Annotated in this window: 16 protein-coding genes and 1 tRNA gene; 12 read left to right on the top strand and 5 right to left on the bottom strand. The window is 63.7% G+C overall.

From position 1 onward, the window contains the following. The first annotated feature begins 93 nt into the window (after positions 1 to 93). From kdpF to BC363_RS12440, 6 genes are read left to right on the top strand one after another with little or no spacing between them, the layout of a single operon-like run. Entirely contained in the window at positions 94 to 180 is an 87-nt protein-coding gene (gene kdpF / locus BC363_RS36330; RefSeq protein WP_065781401.1) for a K(+)-transporting ATPase subunit F, read from the top strand. Between the two features lie 31 nt (positions 181 to 211). Beyond that, positions 212 to 1,921, top strand: coding sequence for a potassium-transporting ATPase subunit KdpA (gene kdpA, locus BC363_RS12460; RefSeq protein WP_065781400.1), 1,710 nt, complete (start codon positions 212 to 214; stop codon positions 1,919 to 1,921). 11 nt (positions 1,922 to 1,932) lie between these two features. Then, positions 1,933 to 4,059: a potassium-transporting ATPase subunit KdpB gene (gene kdpB, locus BC363_RS12455; RefSeq protein WP_065781399.1), complete on the top strand. Its 2,127-nt coding sequence runs from the start codon at positions 1,933 to 1,935 to the stop codon at positions 4,057 to 4,059. A gap of 2 nt (positions 4,060 to 4,061) precedes the next feature. Continuing rightward, positions 4,062 to 4,631 carry a potassium-transporting ATPase subunit KdpC gene (kdpC, locus tag BC363_RS12450; RefSeq protein ID WP_065781398.1) on the top strand — a complete coding sequence of 190 codons (570 nt, stop codon included), beginning with the start codon at positions 4,062 to 4,064 and terminating at the stop codon, positions 4,629 to 4,631. A 33-nt stretch (positions 4,632 to 4,664) separates the two neighbouring features. Further along, positions 4,665 to 7,361 (top strand): sensor histidine kinase KdpD, encoded by a 2,697-nt coding sequence (locus tag BC363_RS12445; RefSeq protein WP_065781397.1) that lies wholly within the window; start codon positions 4,665 to 4,667, stop codon positions 7,359 to 7,361. Next, the gene (locus BC363_RS12440) at positions 7,358 to 8,050 is read left to right on the top strand and encodes a response regulator (protein ID WP_053248801.1); all 693 of its coding nucleotides are present in this window, start codon (positions 7,358 to 7,360) and stop codon (positions 8,048 to 8,050) included. The genes BC363_RS12445 and BC363_RS12440 overlap by 4 nt, the downstream gene beginning before the upstream one ends. A 42-nt stretch (positions 8,051 to 8,092) precedes the next feature. Here the strand turns inward: BC363_RS12440 and BC363_RS12435 are convergent, their stop codons facing one another. Continuing rightward, positions 8,093 to 9,313, bottom strand: a complete 1,221-nt coding sequence (locus BC363_RS12435) for an alpha/beta hydrolase (RefSeq protein ID WP_065781431.1) — start codon at positions 9,311 to 9,313, stop codon at positions 8,093 to 8,095. A gap of 362 nt (positions 9,314 to 9,675) precedes the next feature. Between BC363_RS12435 and BC363_RS12430 the strand changes: the two genes are divergently transcribed. Beyond that, positions 9,676 to 10,848, top strand: a complete 1,173-nt coding sequence (locus tag BC363_RS12430) for an MFS transporter (protein ID WP_065781396.1) — start codon at positions 9,676 to 9,678, stop codon at positions 10,846 to 10,848. A 32-nt stretch (positions 10,849 to 10,880) separates the two neighbouring features. Here BC363_RS12430 and BC363_RS12425 read toward each other — a convergent pair whose 3' ends face one another. The 3 genes from BC363_RS12425 to BC363_RS12415 form a co-directional block, all read right to left on the bottom strand. Beyond that, positions 10,881 to 11,231, bottom strand: coding sequence for a hypothetical protein (locus BC363_RS12425; protein WP_065781395.1), 351 nt, complete (start codon positions 11,229 to 11,231; stop codon positions 10,881 to 10,883). 117 nt (positions 11,232 to 11,348) lie between these two features. Then, positions 11,349 to 11,424, bottom strand: a tRNA-Thr gene (locus BC363_RS12420). Positions 11,425 to 11,502: 78 nt separating this feature from the next. Continuing rightward, positions 11,503 to 12,513 carry a nitronate monooxygenase family protein gene (locus tag BC363_RS12415; protein ID WP_065781394.1) on the bottom strand — a complete coding sequence of 337 codons (1,011 nt, stop codon included), beginning with the start codon at positions 12,511 to 12,513 and terminating at the stop codon, positions 11,503 to 11,505. 422 nt (positions 12,514 to 12,935) lie between these two features. Here BC363_RS12415 and BC363_RS12410 point away from each other — a divergent pair, with 422 nt between their 5' ends. Further along, on the top strand, positions 12,936 to 14,105 hold the full coding sequence (locus BC363_RS12410) for a biotin transporter BioY (protein ID WP_065781393.1): 1,170 nt from the start codon (positions 12,936 to 12,938) through the stop codon (positions 14,103 to 14,105). A 52-nt stretch (positions 14,106 to 14,157) separates the two neighbouring features. Here the strand turns inward: BC363_RS12410 and ppk2 are convergent, their stop codons facing one another. After that, positions 14,158 to 15,054, bottom strand: coding sequence for a polyphosphate kinase 2 (gene ppk2 / locus BC363_RS12405; protein WP_065781392.1), 897 nt, complete (start codon positions 15,052 to 15,054; stop codon positions 14,158 to 14,160). A gap of 131 nt (positions 15,055 to 15,185) precedes the next feature. On the opposite strand from ppk2, the gene phoR reads away from it, so the two are divergent. From phoR to pstA, 4 genes are all read left to right on the top strand, one after another. After that, positions 15,186 to 16,457 carry a phosphate regulon sensor histidine kinase PhoR gene (gene phoR, locus BC363_RS12400; protein ID WP_065781391.1) on the top strand — a complete coding sequence of 424 codons (1,272 nt, stop codon included), beginning with the start codon at positions 15,186 to 15,188 and terminating at the stop codon, positions 16,455 to 16,457. A gap of 194 nt (positions 16,458 to 16,651) precedes the next feature. After that, on the top strand, positions 16,652 to 17,686 hold the full coding sequence (locus tag BC363_RS12395; RefSeq protein ID WP_065781390.1) for a substrate-binding domain-containing protein: 1,035 nt from the start codon (positions 16,652 to 16,654) through the stop codon (positions 17,684 to 17,686). Between the two features lie 95 nt (positions 17,687 to 17,781). After that, positions 17,782 to 19,266 carry a phosphate ABC transporter permease subunit PstC gene (gene pstC, locus BC363_RS12390; RefSeq protein ID WP_065781389.1) on the top strand — a complete coding sequence of 495 codons (1,485 nt, stop codon included), beginning with the start codon at positions 17,782 to 17,784 and terminating at the stop codon, positions 19,264 to 19,266. After that, complete coding sequence (pstA, locus tag BC363_RS12385; protein WP_065781388.1) at positions 19,263 to 20,585, top strand: phosphate ABC transporter permease PstA; 1,323 nt, start codon at positions 19,263 to 19,265, stop codon at positions 20,583 to 20,585. Before pstC ends, pstA begins: the two co-directional genes overlap by 4 nt. Positions 20,586 to 20,598: the final 13 nt, after the last annotated feature.

Here is a 20,598-nt window from a genome sequence, read left to right as displayed (position 1 = left end):
ATGTCCGATCTACTTTTTCTTGCCGCCGGCATCGGCGGCCTTGTCGTGTTTGCGCTCTATGCGCACACGCTCAGCCGGCTCTAGGAGGCATCGATGTTCGAAACCTTCGTCGGCCTCGCCGTCGCTTTTGTGCTCGCGGCCTATCTCATCGTGACCCTCGTTCGACCGGAACGGTTCTAGTCGTCCAGCCGTATTTTGCGGAGAATTCCTCATGTCTATTATCGGGTGGCTGCAGATCGGCCTCCTCTTCCTCGCCGTCTTCCTCGCGATCAAGCCGCTTGGCCTCTATATGGCGCGGGTTTTCGCCGGTGATCGCAATTTCCTTTCTCCGGTTCTCGGACCCGTCGAACGCGGGCTCTATCTGGCGGCCGGCGTCGATGCCAGGAAGGAGCAGGGTTGGCTCGCCTATACGCTGTCGATGCTCGCCTTCAGCGCGGCCGGCTTCGCGCTTCTCTATGCCATCCTGCGTTTCCAGGGATCGCTGCCGCTGAACCCGCAAGGCTTTGCCGACGTGCCGGCGGATCTCGCCTTCAACACGGCGGTCAGCTTCCTCACCAACACCAACTGGCAGTCCTATGGCGGCGAGACCACCATGAGCCATTTCAGCCAAATGGCTGGCCTCACGGTGCAGAACTTCGTCTCGGCTGCGACAGGCATTGCCATCGCGCTTGCCGTCACCCGCGCCTTTGCCCGCTCCGGTGCCGCGACGCTCGGCAATTTCTGGGTCGATCTGACCCGCTCGACGCTCTACGTGCTGCTGCCGCTCGCGGTCCTCGTCGCACTCGCCTTCGTCGCGATGGGCATGCCGCAGACCTTCCATGCCTCCGTCAGCGCCACCACGCTCGAAGGCGTGCAGCAGACGATCGCGCTCGGCCCGGTCGCGAGCCAGGAAGCGATCAAGCAGCTCGGCACCAATGGCGGCGGTTTCTTCAACGCCAACGCGGCGCACCCGTTCGAGAACCCGACAGCGCTCAGCAACTACCTGTCGATCTTCGCGATGCTCTCCATTACCTCGGCGCTCGTCTACACCTTCGGCCAGATGGTCGGTGACCGCCGCCAGGGTTGGGCCTTCATCGCTGCCATGGCGACCCTGCTGATTGCCGGCATCGGTGTCATCTATTGGGCGGAAAGCTATGGCAACCCGATCCTGCATGGGCTCGGCCTCGAGGCGTCCCTCGGCAACATGGAAGGCAAGGAAGTCCGCTTCGGCCAGGCCATGTCGGCGGCCTATGCCGGCGTGACCACCGGTATCTCGACCGGTGCAGTCAACGGCATGCACGGTTCCTTCACTGGTATCGGCGGCCTTGTTCCCATGCTGCTCATCCAGCTTGGCGAAGTGCTGCCCGGCGGCGTCGGCTCCGGCCTTTACGGCATGGTCGTCTTCGCAATCCTCGCCGTCTTCGTCGCCGGCCTGATGGTCGGGCGCACGCCCGAACTGCTTGGCAAGAAGATCGAGGGCCGCGAGATGAAATACGCGATGCTGGCGATCCTCATCCTGCCGGCTTCGATCCTCGGCTTCACCGCGATTTCCGCCGTCATGCCCTCGTCCGTCGCCAGTATCGGCACATCAGGTCCGCACGGCCTGTCGGAGATCCTCTACGCCTATACCTCGGCAACCGGCAACAACGGCTCCGCCTTCGGCGGCCTCTCGGCCAACACGCCCTGGTACAACACCACGCTCGGTTTCGCGATGCTGCTCGGCCGCTTTGCCTATGCGATACCGGTGCTGGCGATTGCCGGCTCGATCGCCGCCAAGACGCGCGTTCCCGCTTCCAAGGGAACCTTCCCGACGCACACGCCGCTCTTCGTCGGCCTGCTCATCGGCATCATCCTCATCCTCGGGGGCTTGCAATATTTCCCGGCCCTTGCGCTTGGTCCCATCGTTGAGCAATTCGCCATGCTCTCGGGCCAGACCTTCTGAAGGAACAAACAATGTCTTCGAAACCCGTCGCCCCGAGCCTTGTCGACCCGGCGATTCTCCTGCCGGCATTCAAGGCCGCATTCACCAAGCTCGACCCGCGCCAGCTTGTTCGCAACCCGGTGATCTTCGTCACCGAGGTGGTGGCAGCCATGGTCACGGTCTTCTTCATTCGCGATCTTGCGACCGGGACCGGCAGTCCGCTGTTTTCGGGGCAGATTGCCGCATGGTTGTGGTTCACGGTGCTGTTTGCCACCTTCGCCGAAGCGGTCGCCGAAGGGCGCGGCAAGGCGCAGGCCGACAGCCTGCGTCGCACCAAGTCCGAACTGACGGCCCGTAAGCTGGTCTCGGCGGAGGGTCGTGAAACGCAGACGATCGCCGCCACTTCGCTGAAAGTCGGCGATCTCGTGCTGGTCGAAGCCGGGGAATTGATCCCCGGCGACGGCGACGTCGTCGAGGGCGTCGCGTCGGTCAACGAAAGCGCGATCACCGGCGAATCCGCACCCGTGATCCGCGAGTCCGGCGGCGACCGCTCCGCCGTCACCGGCGGCACGCAGGTGCTGTCCGACTGGATCAAGGTGCGCATCGGCACGGCGCCCGGCGACACCTTCGTCGACCGCATGATCGCGCTTATCGAAGGTGCGCAGCGCCAGAAGACCCCGAACGAGATCGCGCTGTCGATCCTGCTTTCGGGCCTGACGCTGGTCTTCCTGGTTGCCGTCGTGACGCTTTGGGGTCTTGCTGGCTATTCCGGCACGGTTCTGTCGGTCACGGTTCTTGCAGCACTGCTCGTCACCTTGATCCCGACCACCATCGGCGGTCTGCTGTCGGCAATCGGCATCGCCGGCATGGACCGGCTGGTGCGTTTCAACGTCATCGCGACATCGGGTCGCGCCGTCGAGGCGGCGGGCGACGTCGATACGCTGCTGCTCGACAAGACTGGCACGATCACCTTCGGCAACCGCATGGCCGCCAACTTCATGCCGGTTCCCGGCGTGACGGATGCCGAGCTTGCCGATGCCGCGCTGCTGGCAAGCCTTGCCGACGAGACGCCGGAGGGCCGGTCGATTGCGGCACTTGCTACCGGTGAATTCGGTCGTCAGGCGCCGGCGGTGTCCCTGCCCGTTTCCGGCAAGCAGACGAGCCGCGAGGTCGTGGCTTTGGCGGTCGGTGGCGGCTCGGTTCAAACAGGAGCTTTGGCAATCGACGCCGTCGTGCCCTTCGCCGCCGAAACGAGACTGTCGGGCGTCGATTTCGGCGGTCGCCGGCTGCGCAAGGGTGCCGTGGATTCGATCCTGAAGTTCGCTGGCGTTCGCGACGAAAACGTGCCGGCCGAATTTCGCCGCGCCGTCGACCAGGTCGCGCGCACCGGCGGCACGCCGCTTGCCGTTGCCGACGGCAATCGCCTGCTCGGCGTCATTCACCTCAAGGACGTGGTCAAGCCCGGCATCAAGGAGCGCTTCGCGGCCCTCCGGGCCATGGGTATCCGCACCGTCATGGTGACCGGCGACAACCCGGTCACGGCAGCGGCAATCGCGTCGGAAGCGGGCGTCGACGACTTCCTCGCCGAGGCGACGCCGGAAGACAAGCTCGGCTTTATCCGCAAGGAGCAGCAGGGCGGCCGCCTGATCGCCATGTGCGGCGACGGCACCAATGACGCGCCGGCGCTCGCCCAGGCCGACGTCGGCGTGGCGATGCAGACCGGTACGCAGGCGGCGCGCGAGGCGGCCAACATGGTCGATCTCGATTCCAGCCCGACGAAGCTCATCGAGATCGTCGAGATCGGCAAGCAGCTCTTGATGACGCGCGGCTCGCTGACGACCTTCTCGATCGCCAACGACGTGGCAAAATACTTTGCCATCATCCCGGCGCTGTTCATCACCACCTATCCGGCGCTGGCCGCCCTCAACATCATGGGGCTGTCGTCGCCGCAATCGGCGATCCTGTCGGCGGTCATCTTCAACGCCTTGATCATCGTCGCGCTCATCCCGCTGGCGTTGAAGGGGGTCAAGTATCGCCCGGTCGGCGCCGCCGCGCTCCTGCGCCGCAACCTGCTGGTCTACGGCCTCGGCGGCCTGATCCTGCCCTTTGCCGGCATCAAGCTCGTCGACGTCGTCGTCTCCGCTCTCAATCTGGTGTAATCATGTTGAACCAACTTCGCCCCGCAATCGTCATGGCCCTGCTCTTGACCGCGATCACCGGCCTTGCCTACCCCTTCGCGATCACCGGCGTTGCCCAGGCATTGATGCCCGTGCAGGCCAATGGCAGCCTGATCCGCATCGATGGCACCGTCGTCGGCTCCGATCTGATCGGGCAGAATTTCACCTCCGACAAATATTTCTGGCCGCGGCCCTCCGCGACCGGTCCTGAAGCCTATAACGCTGGTGGTTCGACCGGCTCCAACCTCGGCCCGACCTCGGTCAAGCTGAAGGACCGGGTTGCTGCCGACGTCGAGAAGCTGCGCGCCAGCGGTATAACAGGGGAAATCGCCGCCGACGGCGGCACGGCGTCCGGTTCCGGCCTTGACCCGCATATTTCGCCGGCTTTCGCCCGCGAGCAGGTTTCCCGCGTTGCCAAGGCACGCGGGCTTGCGGAAACGGATGTGGCGACGCTGGTCGAGCAGGCGACCGAAGGTCGTCTGCTGGGGATCATAGGCGAGCCGCGCGTCAATGTGCTAGAACTCAACCTTGCTCTGGATACCCGGAGAAGCTGAGTTTGAAGCCAGAGACACTGCCAGAGACGCTGAATGCCTGAAACCGATCGCGAATCGAAAAGCCGTCCGGACCCGGACGCACTGCTGGCGCTGGCCGGACAGGGGCGAAAAGGAAAGCTGACGGTTTTTCTCGGCGCAGCCCCAGGCGTCGGCAAGACCTATACGATGTTGACGCGCGCGCGTCGGCTGAAGGCCGACGGCGTCGACATCGTCATCGGTCTGGTGGAGACCCACGGGCGCGGCGAGACCGCCGCGCTCATCGAAGGACTGGAGATACTGCCGCGCCGCGATGTGAACCATCGCGGTCGTGTGCTTTCCGAATTCGATCTCGACGCGGCGCTCGCACGCCGCCCGAAGATCATCGTCGTCGACGAGCTGGCGCACAGCAACCCGGAGGACAGCCGCCATCCGAAGCGCTACCAGGATGTCGAGGAGCTGATTGCCGCCGGCATCGACGTCTGGACGGCGCTCAACATCCAGCATCTGGAGAGCCTGTCCGATGTCGTCGCCCAGATCACCGGCGTTGCGGTGCGCGAGCGCGTGCCCGACACGGTTCTCAGCCGTGCCGACGACGTGCTTTTGGTGGACCTGCCGCCGGCGGAACTGATCGAGCGGCTGAACGAAGGCAAGGTCTATCTGCCCGACAGCGCCAAGCGCGCGATCGAGCGCTTCTTCCGCCTGGGCAACCTGACGGCGCTGCGCGAGCTGGCGCTGCGGCGCACGGCCGATCGGGTCGACGACCAGATGGTCGACTATCTCAAGCAGAACGCTATCGAAGGCCCATGGGCGAGCGGCGAACGCCTGCTGGTGTGCATCGGTCCCGATCTGCTGTCGGAAAAGGTCGTGCGCACCGCCAGCCGCCTGGCTTCGGGGCTGAACGCACCCTGGATCGTGGTCTTCATCGAACGGGCCGACCGCGAAAGCGGCGATGGCGAGGGGGCGAGACGGCTCGACGAGACCTTCCGCCTTGCCGAACAGCTCGGCGCCGAGACCCGCCGCATTGTCGGCAACGATTTCGTCGAGGAGATCCTCAAGCTCGCCCGCCGCGAGCATGCGACACAGATCGTCATCGGCACAAGGCGCCAGCCGTTCCCGCTACGGCTGTTCCGGCAATCGCTTCCCGATGCGCTGGCGGAGCGGATCAGCGGCGTCGGCATTCATCTGGTGACCGACAAGGAACAGCCGCGCCCGAAGAGAGGCGTGACCGCCAAGCGGCAAATGCCGGAGGGCTTCGGGCGGGCGCTCGCCATCGCGGCCGCCACGGTGGGGACGGCGACTGCGCTCGGCCTCCTGATCGAGCGCTTCATCATCCTGCCGAATATCTCGCTGCTCTACCTGCTGGCGGTGCTGACGTCGGCGATCTATGCCGGCCACATCGCGGCGATCGCGGCTGCCCTGCTTTCGGTTCTTGCCTACAACTTCTTCTTCATCGATCCGGTCGGCACTTTCACGGTTGCCGAGCCGCACGAAGTCTTCGCGCTGTTCATTTTTCTGGTTGCGGCGGCGCTTGCCGGCAGTCTGGCCTCCCGGGTGCGCGAACAGGCGAAATCCGCTCGGCGCCGCGCCGCGGCAACGCAGGCGCTCTATGATTTCTCCCGCAAGCTTTCGGGAACGGCCAATGTCGACGATGTGCTCTGGGCGGCAGTCACCCAGATGCAGGCGACACTGAAACGCAATACCGCGTTGCTGCTGCCGGAGGAGGGCGATCTGCGCCTGAAGGCGGCCTGGCCGCCGGACACCGAACTCGATGTCACCGATACCATGGCGGCGCGCTGGGCGATGGACAAGAAAGAGGCGGCCGGCAACGGCACTGGCACGCTGCCGAACAGCCCGTTTCATTTCCGACCGCTGACGAGCCCGCACGGCGTCGTCGGCGTCTGCGGCTTCGTGCAGGCCGGCAAGCCGCTGGAGATCAACGAAGAGCGCGCGCTCGCCGCCATCCTCGACCAGACGGCGATCGCCATCGACCGGGCGCGTCTTTCCCGCGAGAGCCTGGATCACGCCGCCAAGCTGGAGGGAGAGCGGTTTCGCGCAGCCCTGCTGTCGTCGATCTCGCATGATCTGCGCACGCCGCTTGCCACCATCACCGGCGCCGTCACCAGCCTGCGCCAGCTGGGCGACCGCATGCCGCCGGAAAGCCGTGACGATCTGCTGCAATCGATCGAGGAGGAGGGCGGTCGGCTGACGCGTTTCGTCGCCAACCTCCTGGACATGACCCGCATCGAGGCGGGAACGGTCAATGCCAAGCGCGATTGGGTGGATGTCGCCGACGCCGTGCGCGCCGCCGTCGATCGGGCGCACAAGTACTTTCCTGCCCGCGAGATCGACACCAGCATCGCGCCCGAACTGCCGCTGATGCGCGGCGACAGCGTGCTTCTCGGCCAGGTGCTCTTCAACCTGCTCGACAATGCCAACAAGTACGGCGGTGACGAGCCGATCAGCATCTATGCGCGAAGGGACGGAAACGACATCGTCCTGTCAGTCACCGATCTCGGCAAGGGGATCGCACCGGGCGACCTCGAACAGGTATTCGAAAAATTCTTCCGCAGGGGCAAGGTGGACGGCCGCACGCCGGGCACCGGTCTCGGGCTGTCGATCGCCAAGGGCTTCGTCGAGGCCATGGGTGGCCGCATCAAGGCCGAAAGCCCGGCTTTGAGGCGTCGCGGCACCCGCATCTCCATGCGTTTTCCTGCCGCCGAAGCTGAAATATCCGAAAAGGACCGTGCATGAGCGTGGAGCGCATCCTCGTTGTCGACGACGAACCCCAGATCCAGCGCTTCCTGCGGCCGGCCTTGAGCGCTGCCGGCTACGATGTGCTGGAGGCGTTGACCGGAACGGACGCGTTGAAGGCGGCGGCGACGACCGCGCCCGACGTGGTGATCCTCGATCTCGGCCTGCCCGACATGGACGGCAAGGATGTGATCGCCAACATCCGCGCCTGGTCGCAGGTGCCGATCATCATCCTGTCGGCGCGCGACCGGGAGAGCGAAAAGATCGCCGCCCTCGATCTCGGCGCCGACGACTACATCGAAAAGCCCTTTGGCATCGGCGAGCTGACGGCGCGCATCCGGGCTGCCCTTCGCCACCGTATCCAGATGGAGGGCGGCCACACCCAGCTTTCGGCCGATGGTGTGGCGATCGATACGATCAAGCGCCTGGTGACGCGCGACGGAGAGCCAGTGCGTTTGACGCCGAAGGAATATGACCTTCTGGTCATGCTGGCGCACCACGCCGGGCGCGTCGTCACCCACAAGACGCTGCTGACTTCGGTCTGGGGCGCCGCCCATGGCGAGGATCTTCACTATCTGCGCGTCTTCATCGGCCAGTTGCGCGGCAAGATCGAGCGTGATCCGGCCGACCCGAAGATCATCCGCACGGAGCCGGGCGTCGGCTACCGCTTTGTCGGCGACGACGACTGACGGCCCCGGGCCCTTTCGCTCAGAGCAGCGTCCGGCCGTCGCTCAGTTGATCACCAGTGGTTTCGGCTGATCGTCGGCCAGTGTGTCGCCGACCACCGGCCGCTTTTTCGTCGGGCGTGGATTCTCGATGATGTTGACCGGTGCGGAGAGGGTGGTTGCAGCGACATTGCCAACGCCCCTGGTCGTGCCGGCGACGACGGCGGCGATGCCTGTTCCAACCGAGATGTTGGAATCGGTCAGCGTCTGGCCCTTGATGAGCCGCTGGCCGATCAGCTGCACGATCTCCGGGCTTTCGGCGAACTTGCCGTGATGCAGCCCGTCATCGGTCTCAACCTTGGTCAGGTCGATGGCGGTGATGCCGGATTTCTCCAAGTCCGTGCGATAAGGCTCCTTCGATGGGTCGATGGCGCCGAGCCGCGAAACGTCGCCGGAAATGAAGCTCGAAAGCGCGAGCGCGCGGTCGTCCTGCGCGACGAAGATCGTGAACTTCGGTTTCTTCTTGCCCATCTCCACCCATTGCTTGGCGAAGACGTCGAGATCGATATCCGGCGAAGCCAGGATCACGTTCTCGATCTTCGAGGGCACGTTGCCATCGCGAATGCCCATCTGCCTGAGCGACTCCATCGTCAGCCAGGTGCCCATGGAGTGCGCCAGGATGGTGATGTCCTTGACGTTGGGCGCCTCTGAAAGGATGCGCAACGTGTCCTCGAGCGCGGTGCGCGAGTAGTTCGTGCTTTCCTTGTCGTAGTTGTATTCGAACACGTTGGCGCGCGACGGCCAGGTGAACAGGATCGGCGTCGTCTGGGCGCCCGAATCATGGATGATCTGCGCCAGCCGGAAGACGGAATCCTCGTAGCGGTTGTTGAAGCCGTGAACGAAGACGAAGGCGTGGCCGCCGACGCCGTGCTGCTTGAACCAGGCCTTGCCGTCGGCAAGCGTGTCAAGTTCCCGCACCCGCGTCACCGCAAAGTCGGTGCTCGGATCAGGCGGCAGCTTGCGCGGCCATTGCACGGTGCCGGGCTTGCGCGCCGTGTCCGGAGGGATCGATACCGAAACATCGGTCATGAAGGTGTTGGCGTCTCTTTCGCCGGAAAACAGCGTCGCAGGATCGCCCGAAGGCTGCCGGGTCGTTGCGACCAGCATGTCCACCTGCGAGGTTTTCGGCGTCTGCGCCGTCAGCGCAACCGGCGTCATGACGCCCTTGGCGTGGCCGCCGCAGCCTGCAAGCCCCAGGGAAAGAACAGCAGGAAGGACGATGGTCATCACTCTCGGCGTCAGCACCGCCGAGACAATAACACGCGCATTCTCAATCATCGGCGCCCCACGCAGAAACAAAACGAGCCGCATCAGACTGTACTTTCGCGACGGCGCGATGACAGCATTCCGGGCCGGCAGATGCAAGCGGGTATTTCTCGGTTTCTCGCGTTGTGGTGGCACTGGTTCGATCGAGGCTGCCTCTGCGGTAACCAACCCGGAGGACCTTGGCGCTTCTCGCACACGTCGATCCGTGCTAGGAGCGCGGTCAGAGGGATAACCGAAGCTCTGCCTCGAAACCCGGTGTGCAACCAGTCGCCACATCGGGAAGACCTTTCCGACCGTGGCGTCCACTGATCGGGAAAGGCAAGATGAATATCCCCCTTCTTCTCCTCGCACTGGCGACCTTCGCCACCGGCACGGCGGAAAACATCGTCATCGGCATCCTGCCGGATGTGGCATCAGGGCTCGGCGTCTCCATCGGTCTTGCCGGGCAGTTGACCTCGGTGTTCTCCGTGACATTTGCGCTGACGGCACCGGCAGCCCTCCTGCTGACGGCACGCCTGGAGCGCAAGACCCTGCTGTTGCTGGCGCTGGTGCTCTTCATCGCCAGCAATGTGCTGGCGGCTGCCAGCCCGAATTACGGCGTCCTGGTCGCCGCCCGCATCGGCATGGCGGCCGCGAGCGCCACGGCCTGCCTGGTTGCGACCATGCTGGCAACGGAGATCGTGCCGGCGGAGAGGCGGGGCCGGGCGATCGGCCTGATCTTCATGGGCATCAGCGCCTCGCTCGTTCTCGGCGTACCGGCGGGCATGCTCCTGAGCGGCACGTTCGGCTGGCGCAGTGTCTTCACCGGCCTGGCGCTGTTTGCGGTTTGCGTCCTGTTCGCATGTCAGTGGTTCGTGCCGGGGGCCGGTCGGTCGAAGCCGCCGCGCGGCCGCTCCTATGCTGGCCATCTGCGCTCGTTCTCGTGCGTCTGTGCGCAGCTGGTGTCGGTGCTGATGATCGGCGGCCATTTCAGCGTGTTCGCCTACCTCGCGCCCTATCTGGCCGAGATCGTCGGGATGCACGGCGATGAGGTCGTCACGGCCTTCTTCGCCTTCGGCATAGCGGGTGTCTGCGGCGGCTATCTCGGCGGTCGGTTGAGCGATGCCGTGGCGCCGCGACTGGCGATCCGGTTGACGCCGTTCGGCTATGTCATCGCGCTGGTCGCGATACCCTTCGTGTCTGATACGCGGCCGTTGTTCATTGCGGTCATGATGCTGTGGGGCTGCATCAGCTGGATGATCTCGCCGGTGGTGCAGAGCTTCCTGATCAGGCAGAGCCCTGAGACGGCGGAAGCCGGCGTCGGCCTCAACCTGTCGGCCATGCATGTCGGCGTCGGGCTGGGCACCGGCGTCGGCGGCGTGCTTGTCGAGGCGGCCTCGCCATCAGTGCTTCCGGCAGCCGCCGCACTCCTGGCCGGCCTTGCCGTTATCGCTGCATTCGCCGCGACCTGGCGTGCGTCGGTCCCGAACGAGGCCAATCGCCACGCAGCGCCGTGAGCGAACGCATTATGCTGTCGCGTGTTTGCAGATCAGGATGTGGTGCCGGGCAGCGGCAGGTTGAGCGCCGGGCCGGGGCTGACGCCGTGCTGCCGGCGGACCTGCCGCGATGCGCTGCCGTCGAACAGCGACATCGGCAAGGTCCCGGTCAGGATCCAGCGGTAAGGCGAGCCGGCATCCGGTTCGCGCGATTGATGCGGGATCGACGCCAGCGGCAGAACGTATTCCGGCCGGCGCAGGCCCGCATCCTTGTTTCCGAGCCACGTCAGGACGACAAGGACCTCGCCGCCGATTTCGAGCGCCGACAAGGAACAGGTACGGCCGGAGACATTGGCCTGAACGGCATCCTCATGAACATGAAAACGGCTAACTCTAAGCGACATCGATCGGCTTCCTCGAAATGGACCGCTTGCCCGCCGCTCGTGCGTAGCAAGACGAGCTGACCCTGGGCCAGCTTCAGACTATCATCCCGCTACAGTGCTCATTTCTTTGAAGGAAAATGGTGCCGCTTACGTGACTCGAACACGTGACCCCATCATTACGAATGATGTGCTCTACCGACTGAGCTAAAGCGGCCCTGAGGCGGTTCCGCGAAAAGACCGCGGAACGAAGTGTGAGGCGCTGATAAACGCAAAGCGCCAAGATTTCAAGCCATCAGTTTCGAGAACTTGAAAATTCCTTGTTGGTAGCAATCGTGGGGGTCGTATGCAGCCCGAGGCGGGCGCGCGCCGCGTCGTACTCGCGCTCCCAGCGATCGACCATATGCCCGACCGAGGTGACCTCGCGCACCGCACCGATGCCCTGGCCGCAGCCCCAGATGTCCTTCCAGGCCTTGGTGCCTTCGGTGGCCTGGGCGAAATCCATCTTCGACGGGTCGGCTTCCGGCAGGCTTTCCGGGTCCATGCCGGCCGCCACGATCGACGGCTTCAGGTAGTTGCCGTGGATGCCGGTGAAGTAGTTGGAATAGACGATGTCGGCGGCATTGCTGTCGACGATCATCTGCTTGTAGGCGTCGCTGGCGCGTGCCTCTTCGGTGGCGATGAAGGGCGAGCCGATATAGGCCATGTCGGCGCCCATGGCCTGGGCGGCGAGGATAGCGCCGCCGGTGGCGATCGCACCGGAAAGCAGCAGGGGGCCATCGAACCAGGAGCGGATCTCCTGGACGAGGGCGAAGGGCGAGAGCGTGCCCGCATGGCCGCCCGCGCCGGCGGCGACGGCGATCAGCCCATCAGCGCCCTTGCGGATTGCCGAATTGGCGTGGCGGTTGTTGATGACGTCATGCAGCACGATGCCGCCATAGGAATGAATGGCGGCGTTGACCTCGGGCACGGCGCCGAGCGAAGATATGACCACCGGCACCTTGTACTTGATGCAAAGCATCAGATCCTGCTCGAGGCGGGCGTTGGACTTGTGGACGATCTGGTTGACGGCAAAGGGGGCGGCCGGTCGGCCGGGGTTCTTGGCGTCATGGTCGGCGAGCGCTTCAGTGATTTCGGCGAGCCATTCGTCGAGCTGCGAATGCGGGCGGGCGTTCAGCGCCGGGAAGGCGCCGATCACGCCGGCCTTGCACTGAGCGATCGTCAGCTTGGGATGCGAGACGATGAACAAGGGTGCGCCGACGACGGGCAGTCTCGTCGTTTCGGAAAGAATTGGCGGCAGCGACATCGAGTTCTCCATCCCTTGGTATTTTTGACGTTTGCGTAAACGTCAAAATAGATAGCAGCAAGTTGCGCGCTTGCAAAGATGCGGTTTTTCCGGCCGAAGCGCTAAGCAGAAGGCAGTTTTCCCCGGCGTTGCCGGGACCAGTGGCGCGCCGGACTTGCGGATTTCGAAAGCAGCGGTTACGCAATTGTTAACAAAACCAACGGCGTGCATCCGGAATTAACTGATAAGAGCTTGCGGATGATGAAAAAGCGTCGATCGATTGACGAGCGCCGGCGGGAGGCACTGCATGATCCTATCCTTAAATCGGATCCGATTTAAGGATAGGATCATGCAGCAGATTTAAAGCGTTACAGCGTCCTTTGCGCGCCATGTTTGACGCGCAAAGGACGCTGTAAGGGCCGGTGTGCACAGAAGGATTTGATGTGAGCGGACTCGAGACTGCAATCCGAAATGCGCTGGAGCGCTCCGACAGAACCAGCGCCGAAACGCGGGCGCGCATCTATCAATCCGCGCGCCAGGCGCTGGAAACCGGGCTGCAGAAGCAGGGGATCGAGGACCAGAACGTCGTCGCCCAGCAGCGTCATCGGCTGGAAGCGGTCATTCATGCGATCGAGACGGAGGAGCGGGCGGCGCTGAAGGCGCGGCCGGCGTCGGCGCCTTCGGTCAGCCTCGATGACGCGGTTGCACCACGTGCGGCGGCGACAGCCAGGCCCGAGCCGCAGCCATCCGGCCCCGACCGCCGCGAACCGGCTTTCGCCGGCCAGGCGCCGCGCGACGGGCAGAAGGATGGTGGGCTGGGAGGCCTTCGCGCCGATCGCGACGGTCCTGTCGTATCGACGGCTGCGGCAGGTGAGGTTGCGGCCAGGCAGTCAAGTGACGGCAGAGGCGCGGTTGCGCCGGAAGTGCGCGCGATGGACGGCCGCACGCGTCGACGCAAGCGCGGGCGCCTGCTGTCGCTTACCATGGTCGTCGCAACGCTGGCCGCGGCGCTGGTTGCCGCCGTGTGGTGGGTCGAGACCAACAATCTGCTGCAGTCTCCGGCCGCGCGCGACACCAATGTCGCCAACCCGCCGGCAACCGTGGCATCGCAGGATTTCGATGGTGCCGCCGGCCTGCAGACGCTCGGCGCCCAGGAAGGCTTCACCGGCGATTGGGTCGAGGTGTACACACCCGGCAAAACAGGCGCGATCACACCCGGCCCGCAGGCGACCGCCGAGCTGGCCAAAGATGATGGCGGCCAGCGCGTGCTGCTGACATCGGCGGACGCCGATGCCGATGGCGATGTTACGATCGAGATTCCGGCCGCGATCCTGGCCGAACTTTCAGGCAAGACGTCGACGCTGGCACTGACCGTGCAGGCGACGCCCGGAAAGGCGACCGAGTTTGCCGTAGAGTGCAACTTCTCTTCGCTGGGCGAGTGCGGCCGTCACCGTTTCACCCTGCATGACGAGCGCGTCGACATGCTGTTCAAGGTCACCTTCGATCGCAGCCTTGCGCCGAGCGCCGCCGGGCAGCTCGTCATCAACAGCGACATCAGCGGCGGCGGCAAGGGCTTGAACCTTTACGCCATCCGCGTTCTGCCGGGGCAATAATACCAACGCAGGTTGGTATGAGCCGACGGGCTGGCCGGCTTGCTGACTGAGATTATTTCAGGAAGCCTGGGCCCGAGCCGATGATCTTGTCATCGATCTCGCCGATCGCGTCGTTGTCCTTGCCCTCGTAATCGAGCTTGGAGAGCATGTGGCGAATAAGGTTGAGACGCGCACGCCGCTTGTCGTTGCCGCGCACCACGGTCCATGGCGCCTGGTCCGTATGGGTGTCTTTCAACATCTGGTTGCGCTTCGCGGTATAGTCGTCCCATTTGTTGAGGGCGGCGATATCCATCGGCGACAGCTTCCAGACCTTCAGGGGATCATGGCAGCGGTCGTGAAAGCGCTTGAGCTGCATCTCGCGACCGATGTTGATCCAGAATTTGAAGAACTGAATGCCTTCGTGAACGATCATCTTTTCGAAACGCGGCACCTGCTTGAGAAACTGTTCGTGCTGCTCGGGCGTGCAGAAGCCCATCACCGGCTCGACGCCGGCGCGGTTGTACCAGGAGCGGTCGAAGAGAACGAGTTCGCCGGCGGTTGGCATCGTTGCGATGTAGCGCTGGAAGTACCATTGCCCCCGTTCGGTCTCCGTCGGCTTTGTCAGCGCAACGACGCGCGCCCAGCGTGGATTCAGGTTGCCGCTGGTCGCATGGATCGCGCCGCCCTTGCCCGCCGCGTCGCGACCCTCGAACAGGGCGATGATGCGCTTGCCGGTCGCCTGCTGCCAGAGCTGCAGCTTGACCAGTTCGATCTGCAGCTTTTCCAGCGTCTTCAGGTATTCTTCCTCGTCGAGCTTCTTCTTGTAGGGGTAGTCGTCGGAGGAGAACGAGGCCTCGTCGATCCACTTCGGCAATTCGGGATTGTCGATGTCGAAGAGCCGCTTCTTGCCGCCGATATCGAGTTCTACCGTCCGGCTTTCGGTCTTCGTTGCCGCCTGCGTTGACGCCATGTGGTCTTCCTCCAGCCCGCGCGATTTCCTGTGAGGAGGCCACAATTGCATTGCGGATTCAAGCGCGTCGTGAAAATCATGTCATGAAGGGTCGCTATCTCTCGACCATTTGAGGTCGGGAGGAAGACAAAGTGATTCATGAGGATATGGTGCTGGATGGTTCCAAGGCTTTCTGGCGGATGCTTGTGCCGCGACTGAAGGCAGAGCGTTGGCTCCTCGGCCTGACGGCGCTGCTCGCCGTCCTCGCCACGTTTACCGGCATTCATTTCTTCGTGGTTCTGCCGTTCTGGATCGTGCTTGCCGCGGCTCTGCTGAACCGCAGCGCGCCTTCGCCACTGCCGAAGGCCGCAAAAGCGGCGAAGGTAGCGGCGGTGGCGGGCGTGGCCAGCGATGCCTTGATCCCGGCCCTGAACGCGCTCGATATGCCGGTTCTGGTGGTGGCTGTTGATGAAACCGTCGTCTTCCAGAACATCGCTGCCGAAAAGGCATTCGGCACCATCCCGCCCAACAGCTATCTCGCGGCCCGCGTCCGCTCGCCCGGCATTCTCGATATGGTCCGCGAAACGATCGCGACCGGCAAGATCAACCAGATCGAGCACACCGAGCGCCTGCCGTCCGATGCCGTCTACGTGGTCAGGGTGGCGCCGGCCGAAGTGGGTGGCGATGGCCCGTGGCGCCGGATCTTCCTGTTGACCTACCGCGATATTTCGCAGGCCCGCCGCATCGATCGCATGCGCTCGGACTTCGTCGCCAATGCCAGCCACGAACTGCGCACGCCGCTGGCCTCTTTGCGCGGCTTCATCGAGACCATGCAAGGTCCGGCGCGCAACGATGCGAAGGCGCAGGAGAAGTTCTTCGGCATCATGCATGAGCAGGCGACCCGCATGAGCCGCCTCGTCGATGACCTCCTGTCGCTGTCGCGGCTCGAGCTGAAATCACACATTGCGCCTGACGATACGATCGATCTGCGCCCGCTGCTCGGCCATGTCCGCGACAGCCTTGCGCCGCTCGCCAACGATCTCGACGTGACGATCGCGCTGACGATGCCGGACGAACCTGTCGTCGTGCAGGGGGACCGCGACGAGCTGATCGAGGTCTTCGAGAACCTGATCGAGAATGCCTGCAAATACGGCCAGGAAGGCAAGAAGGTCGATGTCGAGCTTTCCGGCGGGCAGGGCGGGCAGGCGGAGGTCGTGGTCAGAGACTACGGCCCCGGCATTCCGGCCGAGCATGTGCCCCGCATCACCGAGCGGTTCTACCGCGTCAATGTCGAGGCGAGCCGCTCGAAAAAGGGCACGGGTCTCGGCCTTGCGATCGTCAAGCACATCCTGACCCGCCACCGCGCGCGACTGTTGATCCACTCCGAGCTGGGCAAGGGCACGGTGTTTACCGTGCGTTTTTGACATATTGGCGCGGGATAAGTCCTCTTCGTTCATTTTTCATTATTATTTTCAATGACATGAACTGTCATAAATGTTTCGCGAAACTGACATAAAAGGTGTGGCTATCGGCGGCTAGTTAGGGGCAGCCGATCAGACGGCGAAGAGCGCTGCAACGCTTGGCGCACTCAACACAAGCCCATTCCGGGAGAACTTCAATGAAAGCTCTTAAACTCACTGTTGCGGCGCTCGTCGCATCCGCCGCATTCGCTGGCGTGGCTGCCGCGCGCGATCAGGTTCAGGTCGCCGGCTCCTCGACCGTTCTTCCCTACGCCAAGATCGTCGCCGAGACGTTCGGTGAGACCTTCCCGGACTTCAAGACGCCGGTCGTCGAATCCGGCGGCTCCTCCGCCGGTCTGAAGGAATTCTGCAAGGGCGTCGGCCCGGATACCATCGACATCGCCAACTCCTCGCGCAAGATCAAGGACAAGGAAATCGAAGCCTGCAAGGCCGCTGGCGTTACCGAGATCCAGGAAATCAAGATCGGTTATGATGGCATCGTCTTCGCGACCGACGCCGGCAACGCCGACCTCGCGCTGAAGCCCGAAGACCTCTACAAGGGTCTGGCTGCTGAAATCGTCGTCGACGGCAAGCTCGTCGCCAACCCCTACAAGAAGTGGTCTGAAGTCAACTCCGCTCTGCCGGACGCCGACATCGCCGCCTTCATCCCGGGTGAAAAGCACGGCACGCGCGAAGTCTTCGAAGAGAAGATCCTGGCTGCAGGCTGCAAGGAAGCTGGCGCCGTTGACGTCATCAAGGCTGCCGTTGCCGATGAAAAGCAGCAGCACAGCAAGTGCGTCGCGGTCCGCAAGGACGGCTTGGCTGTCGACATCGACGGCGACTACACCGAAACGCTGGCCCGTATCGCTGCCAACAAGAACGGCATCGGCGTATTCGGCCTGTCCTTCTACGAAAACAACGCCGACAAGCTGAAGGTCGCCACCGTCAACGGCATCGTTCCGTCGACCGAAACGATCGCTTCCGGCGAATACCCGGTTTCGCGCCCGCTGTACTTCTACGTCAAGAAGGCACACCTCGGCGTTATCCCGGGCCTCAAGGAATATGTTGAGTTCTTCCTCGACGATCAGATGATCGGCCCGGAAAGCCCGCTTGCCGAATACGGCCTCGTCGCCGCTCCGGACGCCGAGCGCGAAGAAGTTCGCAAGGCTTTCACGGCCGGCAACATGCTCTGATACTGACAAGCCCCGGCGCGACATTTTCGCGCCGGGGCATGCCTCCATCCGAACTGCCGGCAGCGCATTGAGCGCTCCGCCGCGGAGACGTGCCGATGAGTACTTCGCTCCTTCTTTTGCTCATTGTTTTAATTGGTTTTATTTCTTACTTTGCAGGCCGCGCGCGTTCGCTCGCGCAGGCCAACGGCAAGCTCTCCAACCTGCATTCCTTGCCTGGTTATCACGGCAGCTATGTTGCCATCTGGGCGATCCTTCCGGCCGCACTCGTGCTTGGGGCCTGGCTCGTCGCCGCCCCGATGTACATTGACTCCAGCACCCGGGCGATTTTGCCCGAAACGGTGCAGACGCAGGGCGGCGCGACCGTCGAGCTGGCGCTTGGCCAGGTCAAGTCGGTCGCCGGCGGCCTGAAGCGGCTGACGGCGGAAGAGCTTTCGTCGCTTGAAAACGGCTCGGCCAATCTTCGCTCCACGCTTGCGGCCAAGGGCGTTGCCCTTGCCGGCGAAGGCGAACCCTACATGATCACCGCTGCCCAGCATTTCAATGCGATGAGCGTCACCAACCGCTGGCTGATGAGTGCGGTCGTGCTGCTGATCGCCATTGCCGGCGGCGTTTACGCCATCCGCAACATCGCCACCCGCTTCCGTGCCCGCAATCAGGTTGAGCGCGTCATCCTCGGCTCGCTGATCGTCGCTTCCTCGATCGCCATCCTGACGACGGTCGGCATCGTCGCTTCGATGCTGTCGGAAGCCGGCCGTTTCTTCACGATGGTTTCGCCCTTCGAGTTCTTCTTCGGCACGGTCTGGGATCCACGGTTTTCTGCCGCCGGCAGCGGCGGTGCGTCCGGCCAGTTCGGCCTGATCCCGCTTCTCGCCGGCACGCTCTATATCGCTTTCGTCGCCATGCTCTTTGCGGTGCCGATCGGTCTGTTCGCAGCCATCTACATGGCGGAGTATGCGAGCCCACGCCTGCGTTCGACGGCAAAGCCCTTGCTCGAGGTGCTCGCCGGCATCCCGACCATCGTCTACGGTTTCTTCGCACTGGTGACCGTCGGCCCGTTCCTGCGCGACATCTCTGCCCAGTTGAACGGTCTCGTCACCGGCAACTATCAGAACTTCATCCAGGCGCAGAGCGTCGTGACCGCCGGCATCGTCATGGGCATCATGCTGATCCCGTTCGTGTCCTCGCTGTCCGACGACATCATCACCCAGGTGCCGCGGGCCCTGCGCGATGGCTCGCTCGGTCTCGGGGCCACCCGCTCTGAAACGGTCAAGAAGGTCATCCTTCCCGCCGCGCTGCCGGGCATCGTTGGCGCCCTGCTTCTGACCGCCTCGCGCGCCGTCGGCGAAACGATGATCGTGGTGCTTGCCGCCGGTGTCGCGGCCCGCATGCAAATCGATCCCTTCGAGCCGATGACCACGGTGACGGTGAAGATCGTCAACCAGTTGACGGGTGACCTTGAGTTCACCTCGCCGCAGACGCTGGTTGCCTTCGCACTCGGCATCACGCTCTTCGTCATCACGCTCGGCCTCAACATTTATGCGCTCTACATCGTGCGCAAATATCGGGAGCAGTACGAATGACCGACATCGCTTCCCCGACCGTCCGGATCTCCGCCCGTCCCGCATCCGCAACGCGCGATATCGGCATCAAACGCCGCTACGCAGCCGAGCGCCGGTTCCGTGCCTATGGCATCGGCGCCATCAGCCTGGGCCTGTTCTTCCTCGCTCTGTTGCTGTGGACGGTGGTCTCCAACGGCTACACTGCGTTCCAGCAGACAACGATCACGCTGCCGATCGAATTCAGCGAGAAAGTCATCGACCCCAAGGGTGAGCGCGCCACCGACGGCAAGGTGCTGATGACCGCCAACTATCCGCTGCTGGTGCGTGAGGCGCTGATCAAGCAGCTCGGCATCGATGCGAGCAAGCGTCCGCTGGTCAAGCAGGCCACCGACATGATGTCGGCAAGCTCCCGCACGCTGTTGCGCGACATCGTCGTCGCCGACCCGTCGGTTATCGGCAAAACCATACCGGTGACATTGCTCGCCGAAGCCAATGTCGACTCCGCGTTCAAGGGTCAGATCGACCTGAGCGTCGAGGAGAGCAAGCGCAAGGTCAAGGACCAGCAGGTCACCTGGATGAACGAGCTGGCAAGTGCCGGCGTCTTGAAGAAGAGCTTCAACACCGGCATCTTCACCTTCGGCGCCTCGAGCCGCCCAGAAGCGGCAGGCGTTGGCGTTGCCGCCCTCGGCTCGCTGTTCATGATGCTGATCGTGCTTGTCCTGTCCCTGCCGATCGGTGTTGCCGCTTCGATCTATCTCGAAGAGTTCGCGCCGAAGAACAGGCTGACCGACCTGATCGAAGTCAACATCAACAACCTCGCCGCCGTCCCGTCGATCGTCTACGGTCTCTTGGGTCTGGCCGTGTTCATCAACTTTGCCGGCATGCCGCGCTCGGCTGCCGTCGTCGGCGGCCTGGTGCTGACACTGATGACCCTGCCGACGATCATCATCGCCACCCGCGCGGCGTTGAAGGCGGTCCCGCCGTCCATCCGCTCGGCAGCGCTCGGCCTCGGTGCGTCGAAGATGCAGACCATCTTCCACCACGTGCTGCCGCTGGCGATGCCGGGCATTCTGACCGGCACGATCATCGGCCTCGCCCATGCGCTTGGCGAAACCGCGCCGCTCCTGTTGATCGGCATGGTCGCCTTCGTCGTCGACTACCCCGGCTCGCCGATGGAACCGTCGACCGCACTGCCGGTGCAGATCTACATGTGGGCCAACGAGGCGGAACGCGCCTTCGTCGAGCGCACCTCCGGCGCGATCATCATTCTTCTCATCTTCCTCGTCGTCATGAACCTTGGCGCCATTCTGTTGCGACGTCGCTTTGAGCGCCGTTGGTAGTGAGGTAATTACT

The organism is Ensifer sp. LC384 (assembly GCF_001695865.1).
Taxonomy (GTDB): Bacteria; Pseudomonadota; Alphaproteobacteria; order Rhizobiales; family Rhizobiaceae; genus Ensifer.
The sequence above is the reverse complement of the archived record's forward strand: the minus strand, read 5'-3'. Positions and strand labels throughout refer to the sequence as shown.